A 13748-nucleotide genomic window follows, 5' to 3' on the forward strand; every position below is an offset into this window, starting at 1 on the left:
CTTCTACGACGCTCCGCCGATCGACTCCACCACCGCGCTCGCGGGCCCGTCCGGGGTGTCGTACCGCACGCTGTCCCCGGCCCGGCACCCGAGCAGCGCCCGGCCGAGCGGGCTGTCCTCGGTGACCAGGTTCTGGTCCAGGGCCTCGGCGCCCTCGCCGATGGACAGCGTCTCCACCGAGCCGTCAGCGAACCGCACGGTGACCGTGCTGCCCACTCCGACCACATCGGTGCGCGCGGGCCCGGCCCGGTCCGCCTCGTGCAGCCGCTCGGTGATGTCCGCGATCCGCCGCTCCAGCCGGTCGAGCTGGTCCACCCGCTGCAACTCGTCCGCCTGATCGGCCTGGTCGCCCACGTCGGGATTGCCCTTCAGCGTCCCGGCGACCATCTGCCGTTCCTCCCGCAGATCCGCCAGCTCCTGCTCCAGCGCACTGCGCGCTTCGGCGCTGATCGGTTCGGGGCCATCGGTCATCGCTGCTCCAGTCGACGGGGATCGGGACGGATCCAGGCGGATCGAAGGGAAACGAAACGGGACAAAAGGGGGTTCGCTTCCGCATCGTATGCGCTGGACCGGCGGGGGAGCGCGACCCGGCTCGCTAGGGATGGAGCTTTTTCCCCTCGGCGAGCATGGCGACGAACTTCGCGATGCGGGCCGCCCTGGTCCCGGGCTTCTTGGCCTCCTCGATCCGGTGCAGGACCGAGTAGCGGTTGCGGCTGTCCAGGGTGGTGAAGAACGCGGCGGCCGCCGGCTCGGCGTCCAGGGCCGCCCGGAGGTCGTCGGGCACGGTGGCCGCGCGCGGACCGGCGTACGCCGCAGCCCAGCGGCCGTCCGCGCGGGCCCGCTCCACCTCGCGCAGCCCGGCGGGCCGCATCCGGCCCTCCTCGATGAGCCGGGTGGCCTTCTCCCGGTTGACCTGGGACCACCGGCTGGCGGACCGCCGCGGGGTGAAGCGCTGGAGCCAGTGCTGTTCGTCCAGCTTCCGCTTCTGGCCGTCGATCCAGCCGAAGCAGAGCGCCGCCTCCAGCGCGCCCCGGTAGTCGACGCCGTCGGGCCCCGCGACGCTCTTGCGGGCGAGTTTCAGCCAGACCCCCGTGGCGTCCGCGTGGTGGTCCTCCAGCCACTTCTCCCACTCCTCGGGGGTGGCGAAGAAGAGCACCGGATCGGTCGCGTGGGATGAGCCGTCAGACATGGTCCTCATGAAATCCCGTCGGCCCGGGGCCGGTCAATCGGGAGGTGACCGGCGTCAGTTCGGGTGCAGCGCCCGGTGCAGTGTGCGGGTCGCCAGCTCGATGGCCGTACGGGCCGCGTGGGTGTCGCGCAGGGCGTTGAGCATGACGAAGTCATGGATGATGCCCTGGAACCGTACGGCGGTCACCGGGACGCCGGCCGCGCGCAGCTTGGCCGCGTACGCCTCGCCCTCGTCGCGCAGCACATCCGCCTCGCCGGTGATGAGCAGCGCGGGCGGCGGGCCGCTGAGCTGCTCGGTGGTGGCGCGCAGCGGCGAGGCGGTGATCTGGGCGGTCGGTCGCGTCGGTCGTGTACTGGTCCCAGAACCACTGCATGCCGTCGCGGCGCAGGAAGTAGCCGGTGGCGAACTGGTGGTACGACGGTGTGTCGAAGTTCGCGTCGGTGACCGGGTAGAACAGCACCTGCTGGACCAGCGCGGGACCGCCGCGCTCCTTGGCCGTCAGAGTGCGGGCGGCGCTCATGTTGCCGCCGACCGAGTCCCCGGCCACCGCCGTCCGGGAGCCGTCCAGGTCCTTGGTCGCGCCCTGCTCCGCCACCCACCGGGCGACCGTGTAGTTCTGCTCGATGGCGACGGGACAGCGGGCCTCGGGGGAGAGGTCGTACTCGGGGAAGACCACCGCGGCCCGCGCCCCGACGGCGAGTTCGCGCACCAGGCGGTCATGGGTGTGGGCATTGCCGGACACCCAGCCGGCGCCGTGCAGATAGAGGATGACCGGGAGGCTGCCCGAGGCTCCCGCGGGCCGCACGATCCGCGCCCGGACGCTGCCCGTGGGGCCGCCCGAGACGGTGATCCACTCCTCGTCGACCGCCGGTTTCCCGATGTCCCCGGACCGCACCTCGTCGACCGCCTTACGGCCCTCCGCGGGCGGCAGGTCGAACAGGAACGGCGGCTTCGCGGTCGCCGCCGCGAACTCGGCCGCCGCGGGCTCCAGTACCGGCTGCGGGGGCGCTACGGCATCGGACATCGGATCTCCTCGAAACATCTCCCGCCCCCTGCACGGTTTCTCCGGGTGTCGCACGCGGAGTGCCCGGGGTGCGTCCCGCCCCGCCCCGGGACCGGGGACACCGGCGCCGGGAAAAGGGGATGATCAAGTGGCGGGTCACGAGAGAGTGTGCGCATGGAGTTCCTCTGCCACCACCGCGACCGTTCCGACTCCCTGGCCCTGCGCATGGAGTTGCTGGAGGAGCACTGGTCGTACATGGACCGGTTCGCCCAGGAGATGATCGCCCGCGGTCCGACGCTCGCGGGGGACGGTGAGACGCCCACCGGCAGCGTGCACATCCTGGACCTGCCGGACGCCGCGAGGGCCCGCGCGTTCGCCTTCGACGAGCCCGGCTACCAGGCGGGCGTCTACCGGGACGTGCTGCTGCGACGCTGGCGCAACCTGCTCGGGCGGACCATGTGGGACTTCCCCGGCGGCCCCACCGACGGCGACCGCTTCCTGGTGCTCGGCCTCGGCGCGGGCGAGCCCGCCGACCTCACGGTCCCGGCCGGGCGCGGCGACGATCTGATCGCCTACGGCCCCCTGCTCTCCGACGACGCCACCGCCTGGCTCGGCACCGCGGCCCTGCTCAGGGCTCCCGGTCCGGCCGCCGCCCGCGCCCTGCTGACCGAGGACCGGTACGCCGACATCGAGGTCCACCCCTGGCGGTTCGGCGGCCGCTCACAGTGATGTGTCCTGGACGTCGGCCGGGGCGGGCCGCGGCCGACGGCTCGCCCGCAGCCGGCTGACCAGGAGGGCGGTCACCGCGGCGAGGACGAGCAGCGGCATCTGGTTGTACGCGTCGCGGCCGAGCAGCAGGACGGCCAGGACGCAGCTGGTGAGCGGCAGCCCGGTGACGACGGTCGCCGCAGCCGAGATGCCGAGCGCGAACGCGGGGGCGGTCCCGAGTCCGGGCAGGCCCGCGCAGGCCAGCCCGGTCGCCACCCCGAGCAGCACGGCCGGGAAGATCGGGCCGCCGCGCAGACTGCCCAGGCTGATGCCCCAGGCGAGCGCCTTGCACAGGACCAGCGCCACCAGCGCGAGCACCGACCACCCGTGCGGGTTCTCGGCCAGCTGCCCGAGCGTCGTCTGCCCCGACAGGGCCGCCTCCTCGGGCGAGCGGCCGGTCAGCAGGGCGTACGCGGTCAGACAGACCCCGGCGGCCACGGCGCACACCACGGTGCGCACCGCCGTACCCCGTGCGGAGGTCCAGCGGTGGGTGCGCTCGCCGAGCCCATGGGCCACCGAGACGATCACGGCGATCAGCGCGGCCGCGGGCAGCCCCCACAGGAAGTCGCCCGCGTCCGGGACGGTGTCCGGGGGCACCTTCGGCAGCCCGAGGGCGCCGATCGACAGGCCGGTCCAGTGGCCGAACCCGGTGAACACGAGTGCGCCCGCCCCGCTCGCGGCCAGGCAGGGCAGCAACAGCACGGCGAGCCGGGGCCCGGCGAGACCGGCGGCCTCCATGACCATGACGGCGGCCACCACCGGGCCGCCCAGGATGGTGGAGATGGCCGCGGTGGAGCCCGCGGTGGCCACGACCGTCGCCGAGGCGGCGTCCGCCGGGTGCCGGCGCAGCGCGCGCACCCCGAGCAGGGCGAGGGCGGACCCGACCGCCATCAGCGGCGCCTCGGGACCGAGGGTCACGCCCAGCGGAAGGGTGAGGACGGCGGCCAGCACCACGCCCGGCAGGGCGCGGGGGCCGATGGGGTCCCCGCCCAGACCGTGCACCGGGACATGCCCGCCGGCGCCGGGCAGCCGGGTGATGATCGGGGCCAGGATCAGTCCGGCCAGCGCCAGCGTGGGCAGCGGCCACCACCAGGGGGCGTGCCCGAGCCCGAGCGCGTGCGGCAGCTCCTGCCACACCTGGTGCTGGAGCCAGTGCTGGAGGCTGACGAAGAAGAAGCTGGCGAGCGCGATCGGCACCCCCAGGGCGAGGGAGAGTGCCAGCAGCCGGAGATAGCCGCGGCTCAGCAGAGCCCGCGCCGGGTCGTCGGCGGCGGGCGACCGGCCGTCTTCGGCCTCGCGAGATCGACCGTCCTCGGCCTCGCGGGACCGACCGTCGTCGGCCGCGGAAGGCCCGACCGTGCCGCTCACGCCCGCTCCACCTCCACCGCCCTCGGCGCCCTCGGACGGCGTTCGGCAACGCACCGGGCGGGCTTCAGTAAACGGCCGCCCGCCCCGCCCCGCATCTCGGCGGGCGCCTGATCAGCCCAAGGACCCGGGCGCGGCGGCTTCGTCCAGCGCCAGCCGCATGAGGGTCAGAGCGCCAGCCGCATGAGGGTCAGATCGAGCCGGCGGCCGAACTTGATCCCGGCCTCCCGGACCGTTCCTGCGTGCTCGAACCCGAAGCGCTCATGGAGCCGGATCGAGGCACCGTTGCCCGCCTCGATCCCAGCGATCATGAGGTGATGGCCCGCCGCGCCCGCCGCCGTGATGAGCGTGGTCAGCAAGGTGGAGCCGATGCCGAGCCCGTGCCGGCCCTCGCGGACGTAGACCGAGTCCTCCACCGTGTGCCGGTAGCCCTCCAGCTCCCGCCACGGCGCGAACACGGCGAACCCCGCCACCTCGCCGCCCGCCTCGGCCACGAACGCCGAACCGCGCTCCAGATGCCGCGCCAGCCAGGCCGCGCCCTCGGCGGCCGACTGCGGGATCTCCGTCCACAGGGCCGTCGAGTGCTCGATCGCGTGGTTGCGGATCGCACGCACCGCCTCCGCATCACCGGCGCACGCCGGGCGCACGGTCACCGCACGATCTCTCTCATATATTGGAAGCATGTCCAACATAGTAGATCCCCTGGTGGGGCGGATCGCGGCCCGGATCCGCGCGGAGCGGGAACGGCGCGGCTGGACCCTGGCCCAGCTGGCGGAGGCGTCCGGAGTCTCCCGCGCCATGATCAACCGGATCGAGCGCGGCGAGAGCAGCCCCACCGCCGTCGTGCTCGGCAAGCTGTCCGCCGCCTTCCAGCTGAGCGTCGCCTCGCTGCTCGCCCTCGCGGAGGGCACACGGCCGGAGTCCGCCGAGGAAGCGGGCGTGCGCCGTCATACCGAGGCGCCCGAATGGCAGGACCCCGCCACCGGCTACCGGCGCCGCCAGATCACCGGTGCGCACTTCCCCGCGGAGGTCGCCGAGATCCGGCTGCCCGCCGGGGCCCGGGTGCCGTACCCGGCCGCCGCCTTCGCCTTCGTACGCCAGGTCGTCTGGGTCCTCGACGGCCGGCTGACCTTCCATGACGGCACGGAGATCCATGAACTCGGCCCGGGCGACACCCTCGAACTCGGCGACCCCGCCCCGCGCGTCTTCGCCAACACCACCGGCGCGGAGTGCCGCTACGCCGTCATCCTGACCCGGGGTGCCAAGCCCTGATCAGTGCCGGTCAGCCCGTGCGGGTCAGCCCGTGCCGCCGGTCGGTCCGCGCCGGTCAGTCCTCGCCGTGCTGGCGGCGGATCCGGGAAGCCACCTCGTTCTGCTCCGTCTCCCACCAGGGCCGTACCCGTACGGCCTCGGCCCCGTCGGACGCGGCCTCCGCACGGCCCGGCGCGGACACCGGGGCCGCGACCGGCGTGAGGTCCCGGTCCAGCCGCCGGTCGAGGGCCGCGGCCTGCACACGCTCGGCGCGCGCCCACTGCACCAGGATCGCCAGCAGGAAGGGCAGCGCGACCAGCTCGGCGATGCTCAGCATGGCGCCGCCGCCGATCTGCTGGTCGCGCTGGACATCCGGCGACCAGGTGGGCGCGTGATGCAGATACCAGGCCCCGGCGATCAGCGTGCCGTGCGTCATCACCACCAGGCCGGGCACCGCGTCGATGATGCCGTCCAGGAACACCAGCGCCGCGCGCACCGGGTGACTGCACCACTTGGGCAGCGCCTCCTCCCGGGTGAGCACCGGTACGACGAACAGGCAGCCAGCCGCCAGCAGATGCAGATACATCAGCTCGTGCAGCCAGCCGACCCGCAGAGCGGTGGCGAAGTACGGCGTGAAGTAGACCGTCAGCTCGGTCCCCAGCACCAGCGCCGTGCTGACCAGGGGGAAGGTGAGCAGTCGTACGACCCGGCCGCTCATCACCTTCTGCACCCGCCCGCCGCCCTCGCCCGGCAGCGCCTCGATGGCGAGCCGCAGCGGATCGCCCAGGGCCAGGCCCAGCGGGGCGATGAGGTCCAGCAGGACGTTCTGCACCGCGGCCGGCCAGAACAGCACATGGTCGTAGACCGCGAGACTCGACATGGTGGCCACCGCGAGCCCGCCGAGGCCCAGCAGCGTGAACGCGAGGGTCCGGCCCGGCGACCAGGTTCCGCCCGCGCGGCGCACCCGGAGCACACCCCAGCCGTACAGGCCGCCCAGGAGGGCGATCAGGATCAGCGCGGGCACATCGAGCTGCCACGATCCCAGCGCGCGTGCGGGTGTCAGCTCCGGCAGGCTGCCGACCGCTACGACGGCCGTCGCGTGACCAGACATGGAAAAGCTTCCTCCACCTGCCTATAGGGAGCACACCGGACGACAGGTGACAGTAGCCGCTGACGGCAGGCGCCCCGTCGGCAGGGTCGGCCCCAGTGGGCCGGTCGGCCGGAGGTGCTGAAGCGGGCCGCGCGGCGCCGCGGATGGCGGTGGGCGACCTCCGCGCGAGGACCGGTCTCACCCGGCCGGGTCCGGTAGAGGAGACGCTTGCCCACCTCCACCAGGGCGAGACAGCACAGCACCATCCCGGCCAGCGCCGCGGAGTAGCCGAGCGGGAGCCGCTGGAAGCCGAGGGTGGGCGCGAGCGGGGTGATCGGCATCAGGGCACCCACCACGACCACCGCCAGCGTGGTCAGCACCAGCGGCAGACTCGCCCGGCGCAGATCCGCGGGCACCGCATCGCCGAGCCGCAGCTCCACCACATCACCCAGTCGAGTGACGTCGACCTCGCGCGGCCGGCCGCCGCGCAGCACCAGCACCGGCGGTCTTCTCCGCCCGGTACTCGTTGACGAAGCCGAGGCCCACCGAGAGCGCCACGATCACCGCGATGATCACGGCGTCGTTGCGCTCGCCCATGAAGTACGACACGACGGCGTGCGGCCAGCAGCAGACCGAGCAGTGGGGAACGCACCTGGTGCCAGAGGACCAGCAGCCCGCGCGCCCGGTGGGAGCGGACCGCGTTCGGCCCCCAGCGCTCCAGCCGCCGCGCCGCCTCCTGCTCGGTCAGGCCGACTGGTGTCACCTCCAGCTCGCGCAGCACATCCTCGCCGGGCCGGGCCGCCGCCGCGCCGATTCCGCTCGCGGCACCGGGTCCGGCGCCCACGGCCGTGGTCACCACGACCGGCCGCCGAGGTCGCTGCCGCTGGGTTGCCGCATGACGAGAACACTCCTGCCCGATGGGACGCCGGCCTTCCGGCCGCTCGGTCACCAGTCTCCGCGTCCGCCCCGCGATCGCCACGGGGCCGTTCGGTCCATCTCCAAGCGCCTGAACGGCCCCGCCCGTGGATCCGGTCTACGGCAGGATGGGCTCCGTGCCGACCAAGCCGAGCAAAACGGACCGTGCAGGCCGCGCAGACCAGGCGGACCGGATAGCGCTGACCGAGGACGAGCTGCGGGAGATCACGGGCTTCGCGGCCGACTGCGCCGCCAGGGTTCTGCACCTGTTCGAACAGAGCCTTCCCGCCGACCCGCGCCCCCGCGAGGCCATCGAGGCGGCCCGTGCCTTCGCGGGCGGCGGCAGGCGCACCCAAGCCCTGCGGATGAGCGGCTTCGCGGCGTTCCGCGCGGCACGCGAGCCCGCCGCACCGGCCGCCGCCGAGGCCGCACGCGCGGCGAGCCATGCGGCGGGCGCCGCGTTTCTCCACCCCCTCGCCGACGCCCACCAGGTCAAACACATCCTCGGCGCGGCGGCCCACGCCGCACGTGCGAGGGAACTGGCGGCCGACGGGGATCCGGCCGTCGCCGCGGACGCCCTCGCCTGGGCACGCACACACGCCCCGGCCGCCGTCACCACCGTCCTCGGCCGCCTGCCCGCGGCTCCCGCCGGGGGTGGGCAGGTGGGGGAGTACCTGCGGGGCCTGGACGGCGCGCTGCGCGCGTGAGCCATGCCACCGTCCCCAGCCAGCGCTCTGTCACTCAGCGCTCCGCGAGGCGGTCCTTCTTGACGCGGTCGTCCGTCGCTCAGCCCGCCTCGCGGTGCAGGACGCGGCGCGCCGCCTCGGCCTCGGCCGCCGGCGGGGAGAGTTCGTCCAGGGTGTCCAGCTCGTCGTCGGCCTCCAGTTCCCGCTCCCAGGCCGCGGCCAGCTGCTGCTGTTCGGCGCGTGGCTTCGCGCCGATGGCCGCCCGCTGGTCGGGGTCCAGAGCCGCCATGAATCGTCCGATCGCGTCCATCGGCATGCCGTGCTCCTTGTCGCGCAGAACTGCCGGTCTCAGCCCAGCATGGCCAATCGGCCGGGCGCCCGCCTCTCGGCGGCCGGTCAGACGGTCAGCTCCGTGCGCGCCGGTGCCGTGGTGGCGAGATCGTGCCGGATGAACCACTCCGTGCCCATCAGCCGCCTCCACTCCGGTACGGACAGACGCGCGAGCAGACCCGGTACGGCCCCGCGCTCCACCTCGGAACGGTGCGCCAGCACGGCGGCGATCTTCCGCTCCAGCCAGGGTCCGACATCGACCGCCGCCGTCACCTGCTCGTCCGGCACGCTGTAGGCCGTCTTGCGCTCCCCGACCACCGCCCGCAGCGCCGGCACGGCCGAGTGCGGATGGGTCGCCAGGTACAGGGCGCGCGGCTGCCAGGGAGCACCGGCGTCCGGATGGAACCGCGCCAGCCCGGCCGCCTGGGCGGCGAGCATCGTCACCCGGTGGGTGTGCACATGATCCGGATGCCCCGTCACCCCGCCGTACGCGTCGTGCGTGACGACGATCTCCGGGCGGAACGCGCGGATGTGCGCCACCAGACGCCCTACCGCCTCGTCCAGCGGCGCGTCGCAGAACCGCGCGCGGCCCGGCGCCGACCGCGGCACCCGCGCGTCGGCGTACCCCAGCAGCCGGGGCTCCCCGGCGCCGAGGATCCGCAGTGCCTCGGCCAGCTCGGCGGCGCGACCGGTGTCCGCGGCCCAGGTCGAGGTGACGACGCCGGTACGGGCGCCCGCGGCCGCATGCCGGGCCAGCACCCCACCCGCCGACAGCGACTCGTCGTCCGGGTGCGCGAACACCGCGAGCAGACTCGGTACGGACATGGACGGACCACCTTCGTGACGGGGATCTGGCGGACGGCTCACACCGGCCGCGCGTACGCCGACCGACCGTCACCCTGGGGACGGCGCACGGTCAGGCCGCTCACCTCGAACGACATCTCGCTCGTCGCCGGCTCCGGCGGCGGGTGGTAGCGCCCGGCGCACACCGAGAGAGCGACGATGAGATGGGCCCGCCAGGCCTGCCCCACGCCCCGGTGGTCGGCGAAGACCGAGGCGCCGTTCAGCGACCAGATCACACAGCGCGGCCCGAACTCGGTGCGCAGATCCACCCAGGCGCCGGGCCGGACCGCCTCGTCATGGAGGTAGCAACTGGCGCTGCGCACACGGTTGGTGAACTCCAGATGGTCGGGGTTGTCCACGTGGTACTCGAACACGTCCACCCCCTGACCGCCGTCCCGCCAGGTCCTGATCGCGGGCCAGGCGCCGGTCTCCAGGGGCAGCCGGACGCGTGCCTCCAGCACATCGCCGGGCTGCACGGTGAACCCCTCCCGGCTGCCCTCCGTCGTCAGCAGCCCCGTGTCCCAGCGGCCGTCCGCCCGGCGGGTGGCCCGGAAGACGCCCGAGCGGCAGTAGCCGGGATCGGGCACCAGCCTGTCCAGCCGGTCCTCGTCCGGATGAGCCGGGCCACCGCCCGGGAACGCCCGCGAACGGCCCGCGACCCACTGGGTCGTGGAGGCGAAGTCCGCCGTGAACACCACATCGGTCGCGGCCGGGAAACGCGGGGCGCCCGATAACGGGTCGCCCCGCGGCGGTTCGTCCATGTTCATCTCCATGACCGATGTCTCACCGCCTGGGAGCCGGTCATGCGCCCGCGCCGCGAGTCTTGGCCGGATATACCCATCCGGGTGAACGGCCGGTATGCCCACTCGGCGACCGGCCCCCGGCAGGCGCTCCCGCGGACGGCGAACTCGGGCCGTCCGTACGGCTATTGCTCCGCCGTCTCGTCCTGCTCGGCCAGTCCTTCCGGGCGCCGTCCCCGGGGCTGCTGCGGCTCCGGGTGCACCGGCGGGGGCGGGACCGGGCGGTCCTGCGGCGCGTCGGTGGCCACGGTGACCGGGTCGCCGTAGTGCAGGACTGTCACCGGGTCGCCCTCCACCAGCCGGTAGCACACCTGCGTCGGACCGATGTCCACCTTCAGCCGGCGCCCGCGCACCTGCACCGTGAACACCACCCGGGACAGCGCCTCGGGCAACCGCGGCGCGAAGCCGAGCACATCCGGCCGCTCGTCCTTGCCGAGATGCCAGCGCAGGCCGCCGAAGCCGCCGACGACGGCGATCCACGTCCCGGCGAGGGAGGCGATGTGCAGCCCGTCGCGGGTGTTGTGCTCCAGGTCGTCCAGGTCCATCAGCGCGGCCTCGGCGAGATAGGCGTACGCCAGCCGGAGATGCCCGGTCTCGGCGGCGAGCACCGCCTGGCAGCACGCCGACAGGGAGGAGTCACGCACCGTCAGCGCCTCGTAGTAGGCGAAGTTGCGCGCCTTCTCCTCCTCGGTGAACGCGTACGGGCACTCCATCATCGCCAGCACCACATCGGCCTGCTTCACCACCTGCTTGCGATACAGGTCGAAGTAGGGGTAGTTGAGCAGCAGCGGATAGTTCTCGGGCGGGGTCCCCTCGAAGTCCCAGCGCTGGAAGTGCGTGTATCCGGCGGACTGTTCGTGCACACCCAGGGCGTCGTTGTACGGGATCGCCATCCGGGCCGCCGCGTCCCGCCAGGCCGCGGCCTCCTCGTCGTCCACACCGAGTTCGTCGGCCCGGTCCGGATGGCGGATGGCCACATCGGCCGCCGCCAGCAGGTTCTGGCGGGCCATCAGATTGGTGTAGAGGTTGTCCCGGGCGATGGCGCTGTACTCGTCGGGCCCGGTGACCCCGTCGATGTGGAAGACGCCCTCCGGGTCGTGATGACCGACGGAGCGCCACAGCCTGGCGGTGTCCACCAGGATGTCGAACCCCACCCCGCGCTCGAACTCCTCGTCCCCGGTCGCCGCGATGTACCGGACCGTGGCCAGTGCGATGTCCGCGTTGATGTGGAACGCGGCGGTCCCGGCCGGCCAGTAGGCGGAGCATTCGGCGCCGTTGATGGTCCGCCAGGGGAATGCCGCACCCTCCAGGCCCAGTTGACGGGCGCGTTCGCGGGCCGCGGGCAGGGTGCTGTGCCGCCAGCGCAGCGCGGACGCCACCGCCTTAGGCGCGGTGAATGTCAGCACCGGCATCACATACGCCTCGGTGTCCCAGAAGGAGTGCCCGTCGTACCCCGTCCCGGTCAGACCCTTCGCGGGGATCGCCCGGTTCTCGCCGCGGGCCGCCGCCTGGAGCACATGGAAGAGAGCGAACCGCACCGCCTGCTGGATCTGCGCGTCCCCCTCCACCTCGACGTCCGCGCCCGCCCAGAACTCGTCCAGATACGCCCGCTGTTCGGCGACCAGACCGTCCCAGCCGGTGCTGACGGCGACCGCCACTGCCCCGTCCACCTGGTCGTGCATGCTCGGCAGCGAACGCTCCCCGGACCAGCCGTAGGCCACGAACTTCACCAGCCGCAACGGCTGTCCGGGCGTCAGGTCCGCGGTCACCGTCAACCGGCTGACGTCGGGCTCGCACTGCGCCGACCAGCGGGTGTTCTCGGGTCCCTCCACCAGATGGTCGGCCGCCGCGCCCACCCGCAGCCCGCTGCGGTCGGTGTGGTGCACCAGCCGCAGCCGGGTCTCCTCCGCGTAGTGCTCCTCGGCCGTCAGCGGGGACTCGGTCGCGGCTGCGACCCGGGGATCGCCCTCCACATGGGGGAGTTGCTCATTGGCGACCAGCTCGGACTGGAGGGCCACCGAGGCCGGGCCGTCCTCCGGCTCCACCTCGTAGACCACGGCGGCCACCGCGCGCTGGGTGAAGGACACCAGCCGCCGTGAGGTGATCCGGACCGTGCGCCCGCCGGGCGAGGTCCAGCGGGCGGTGCGGCTGAGCACCCCGGTACGGAAGTCCAGGACCCGCTCGTGGGACAGCAGCCGGCCGTAGCGCAGGTCGTAGGGGTGGTCGTCCACCAGCAGCCGGATGACCTTGCCGTCGGTGACGTTGATCGCGGTCTGGCCGGATTCGGGATAGCCGTAACCGGCCTCCGCGTACGGCAGTGGATGCTGCTCGTGGACGCCGTTGAGATAGGCGCCCGGCAGCCCGTGCGGCTCGCCCTCGTCCAGGTTGCCGCGCCAGCCGACATGCCCGTTGGACAGCGCGAACACCGACTCGCTCTGCGCGAGCACATCCAGGTTCAGCTCGGTCTCGCGCAGGGACCAGGGCTCGACGGTGTAGCTGGGATGTGTGATCACGGCGACTCCAGAAGTTCCGCCAGGTCGCGTACGACGATGTCCGCGCCGTGCGCCCGGAGCTGCTCCGCCTGCCCCACCCGGTCCACCCCCACGACCAGCCCGAACCGTCCCGCCCGCCCGGCTTCGACACCCGCCAGCGCGTCCTCGAACACCGCCGCCGCGCCGGGCTCCACGGACAGTTCCCGCGCCGCCTCCAGGTAGGTGTCCGGAGCGGGCTTGCCGCGCAATTGCCGCTCGCGGGTCACCACCCCGTCGACCCGCTCGTCGAACAGGTCCGCGATACCGGCCGCGGCCAGTACGTCCCGGGCGTTCGCGCTGGACGACACCACCGCGCAGGCCAGACCCGCCGCGCGGACCTCGTGCAGAAAGCGGACCGAGCCCTCGTACGGCTCAACCCCGTCCTCCCGGATCCGGCGCAGCACCAGCTCGTTCTTGCGGGCGCCCAGCGCCTGGACCGTCTCGGCGTCCGGCGGATCCTGCGGCGAGCCCTCGGGCAAGTGCACCCCGCGCGCCGCGAGGAAGGTCCGCACCCCGTCCTCCCGGGGCCGCCCGTCCACGTACTCGTCGTAGTCCCGCACCGCGTCGAAGGGCACGAACTCCGTGCCCTCCCGCTGCGCGCGTTCGCGTAGATAGGCGTCGAACATCTCCTTCCAGGCCGCCGCGTGCACCTTGGCGGTCTGGGTGAGCACGCCGTCGAGATCGAACAGACAGGCGCGTACATGTGCGGGAAGCCGGGGCATGCTCCGAGGCTAGGAGCCACCGGCGACCGACGGCGCGGGGACACCGGACCGGCGCGCCGGAAGGCACCCGCTCGGGGGAGGCGTGCGCCGGGGCGCATGACAGGATGCGCTGATCATGAGTGCTGACTGGTACATCCTCATCGAGGAAGACATACGGGACACGAAACATCTCCAGGCCATCGAGTTCAGGCTGCATCACTGGAAGCTGGCGGCCGCGCACCGCGTCAAGGGGGACGAGGCCAGGATCGCCGCCGT

The 13748-nt window shown here is 73.3% G+C and carries 16 protein-coding genes and 1 pseudogene; 3 read left to right on the top strand and 14 right to left on the bottom strand.

The genetic code is table 11. The features are described from left to right. Window positions 1-3 precede the first annotated feature (3 nt). The 4 genes and pseudogenes from HEP81_RS36380 to HEP81_RS36390 form a co-directional block, all read right to left on the bottom strand. Entirely contained in the window at window positions 4-471 is a 468-nt protein-coding gene (locus HEP81_RS36380; protein WP_037653963.1) for a GreA/GreB family elongation factor, read from the bottom strand. A gap of 124 nt (window positions 472-595) precedes the next feature. Then, window positions 596-1189 carry a YdeI/OmpD-associated family protein gene (locus HEP81_RS36385; protein WP_037653964.1) on the bottom strand — a complete coding sequence of 198 codons (594 nt, stop codon included), beginning with the start codon at window positions 1187-1189 and terminating at the stop codon, window positions 596-598. A gap of 54 nt (window positions 1190-1243) precedes the next feature. Further along, a complete protein-coding gene (locus HEP81_RS42770) occupies window positions 1244-1375 on the bottom strand; it encodes a hypothetical protein (protein WP_421673962.1) in 132 nt (43 codons plus the stop codon). An 18-nt stretch (window positions 1376-1393) separates the two neighbouring features. Then, window positions 1394-2231 (bottom strand): annotated as a pseudogene (locus HEP81_RS36390) (alpha/beta hydrolase); the annotation flags it as partial. A gap of 135 nt (window positions 2232-2366) precedes the next feature. Here HEP81_RS36390 and HEP81_RS36395 point away from each other — a divergent pair. Next, a complete protein-coding gene (locus HEP81_RS36395) occupies window positions 2367-2921 on the top strand; it encodes a YciI family protein (protein WP_037653965.1) in 555 nt (184 codons plus the stop codon). On the opposite strand, the gene HEP81_RS36400 is transcribed toward HEP81_RS36395, so the two are convergent. Both HEP81_RS36400 and HEP81_RS36405 read right to left on the bottom strand, forming a co-directional pair. Continuing rightward, the gene (locus HEP81_RS36400) at window positions 2913-4328 is read right to left on the bottom strand and encodes a chloride channel protein (protein ID WP_106979888.1); all 1416 of its coding nucleotides are present in this window, start codon (window positions 4326-4328) and stop codon (window positions 2913-2915) included. The two genes, HEP81_RS36395 and HEP81_RS36400, sit on opposite strands and share 9 nt — an antisense overlap. Before the next feature lie 164 nt (window positions 4329-4492). Beyond that, complete coding sequence (locus tag HEP81_RS36405; protein WP_037653967.1) at window positions 4493-5008, bottom strand: GNAT family N-acetyltransferase; 516 nt, start codon at window positions 5006-5008, stop codon at window positions 4493-4495. Here HEP81_RS36405 and HEP81_RS36410 point away from each other — a divergent pair. After that, on the top strand, window positions 5007-5597 hold the full coding sequence (locus tag HEP81_RS36410) for a helix-turn-helix domain-containing protein (RefSeq protein ID WP_037653968.1): 591 nt from the start codon (window positions 5007-5009) through the stop codon (window positions 5595-5597). The genes HEP81_RS36405 and HEP81_RS36410 overlap by 2 nt on opposite strands. A gap of 55 nt (window positions 5598-5652) precedes the next feature. Here HEP81_RS36410 and HEP81_RS36415 read toward each other — a convergent pair whose 3' ends face one another. The 3 genes from HEP81_RS36415 to HEP81_RS42425 are packed head-to-tail and all read right to left on the bottom strand — an operon-like array spanning window position 5653 to window position 7645. Beyond that, a complete protein-coding gene (locus HEP81_RS36415; RefSeq protein WP_037653969.1) occupies window positions 5653-6687 on the bottom strand; it encodes a cytochrome c oxidase assembly protein in 1035 nt (344 codons plus the stop codon). Beyond that, window positions 6660-7046, bottom strand: a complete 387-nt coding sequence (locus HEP81_RS41820) for a hypothetical protein (RefSeq protein ID WP_243279711.1) — start codon at window positions 7044-7046, stop codon at window positions 6660-6662. Before HEP81_RS41820 ends, HEP81_RS36415 begins: the two co-directional genes overlap by 28 nt. Then, complete coding sequence (locus tag HEP81_RS42425; RefSeq protein WP_338058756.1) at window positions 7040-7645, bottom strand: cation-transporting P-type ATPase; 606 nt, start codon at window positions 7643-7645, stop codon at window positions 7040-7042. Before HEP81_RS42425 ends, HEP81_RS41820 begins: the two co-directional genes overlap by 7 nt. Window positions 7646-7718: 73 nt before the next feature. Here HEP81_RS42425 and HEP81_RS36425 point away from each other — a divergent pair, with 73 nt between their 5' ends. Further along, a complete protein-coding gene (locus HEP81_RS36425) occupies window positions 7719-8288 on the top strand; it encodes a putative immunity protein (protein WP_243279713.1) in 570 nt (189 codons plus the stop codon). A gap of 79 nt (window positions 8289-8367) precedes the next feature. On the opposite strand, the gene HEP81_RS36430 is transcribed toward HEP81_RS36425, so the two are convergent. The 5 genes from HEP81_RS36430 to HEP81_RS36450 all read right to left on the bottom strand — a co-directional run bounded on the left by HEP81_RS36430 (window position 8368) and on the right by HEP81_RS36450 (window position 13493). Next, window positions 8368-8583: a hypothetical protein gene (locus tag HEP81_RS36430; protein WP_037653971.1), complete on the bottom strand. Its 216-nt coding sequence runs from the start codon at window positions 8581-8583 to the stop codon at window positions 8368-8370. Window positions 8584-8663: 80 nt separating this feature from the next. Continuing rightward, complete coding sequence (locus tag HEP81_RS36435) at window positions 8664-9422, bottom strand: PIG-L deacetylase family protein (RefSeq protein ID WP_037653972.1); 759 nt, start codon at window positions 9420-9422, stop codon at window positions 8664-8666. Window positions 9423-9460: 38 nt separating this feature from the next. Further along, on the bottom strand, window positions 9461-10201 hold the full coding sequence (locus HEP81_RS36440) for a LamG domain-containing protein (RefSeq protein ID WP_051850071.1): 741 nt from the start codon (window positions 10199-10201) through the stop codon (window positions 9461-9463). Between the two features lie 164 nt (window positions 10202-10365). Beyond that, entirely contained in the window at window positions 10366-12753 is a 2388-nt protein-coding gene (locus HEP81_RS36445; RefSeq protein WP_037653973.1) for a glycoside hydrolase family 65 protein, read from the bottom strand. Further along, the gene (locus HEP81_RS36450) at window positions 12750-13493 is read right to left on the bottom strand and encodes an HAD family hydrolase (RefSeq protein WP_037653974.1); all 744 of its coding nucleotides are present in this window, start codon (window positions 13491-13493) and stop codon (window positions 12750-12752) included. Before HEP81_RS36450 ends, HEP81_RS36445 begins: the two co-directional genes overlap by 4 nt. Window positions 13494-13748: the final 255 nt, after the last annotated feature.

This window comes from Streptomyces griseofuscus (genome assembly GCF_014673495.1).
Lineage (GTDB): Bacteria > Actinomycetota > Actinomycetes > Streptomycetales > Streptomycetaceae > Streptomyces > Streptomyces murinus.

Coding starts and splice junctions, on each gene's coding strand:
- HEP81_RS36380 (WP_037653963.1), bottom strand. CDS start 471: ATGACCGATGGCCCCGAACCGATCAGCGCCGAAGCGCGCAGTGCGCTG.
- HEP81_RS36385 (WP_037653964.1), bottom strand. CDS start 1,189: ATGTCTGACGGCTCATCCCACGCGACCGATCCGGTGCTCTTCTTCGCC.
- HEP81_RS36395 (WP_037653965.1), top strand. CDS start 2,367: ATGGAGTTCCTCTGCCACCACCGCGACCGTTCCGACTCCCTGGCCCTG.
- HEP81_RS36410 (WP_037653968.1), top strand. CDS start 5,007: ATGTCCAACATAGTAGATCCCCTGGTGGGGCGGATCGCGGCCCGGATC.
- HEP81_RS36405 (WP_037653967.1), bottom strand. CDS start 5,008: ATGCTTCCAATATATGAGAGAGATCGTGCGGTGACCGTGCGCCCGGCG.
- HEP81_RS36415 (WP_037653969.1), bottom strand. CDS start 6,687: ATGTCTGGTCACGCGACGGCCGTCGTAGCGGTCGGCAGCCTGCCGGAG.
- HEP81_RS36430 (WP_037653971.1), bottom strand. CDS start 8,583: ATGCCGATGGACGCGATCGGACGATTCATGGCGGCTCTGGACCCCGAC.
- HEP81_RS36435 (WP_037653972.1), bottom strand. CDS start 9,422: ATGTCCGTACCGAGTCTGCTCGCGGTGTTCGCGCACCCGGACGACGAG.
- HEP81_RS36440 (WP_051850071.1), bottom strand. CDS start 10,201: ATGGACGAACCGCCGCGGGGCGACCCGTTATCGGGCGCCCCGCGTTTC.
- HEP81_RS36450 (WP_037653974.1), bottom strand. CDS start 13,493: ATGCCCCGGCTTCCCGCACATGTACGCGCCTGTCTGTTCGATCTCGAC.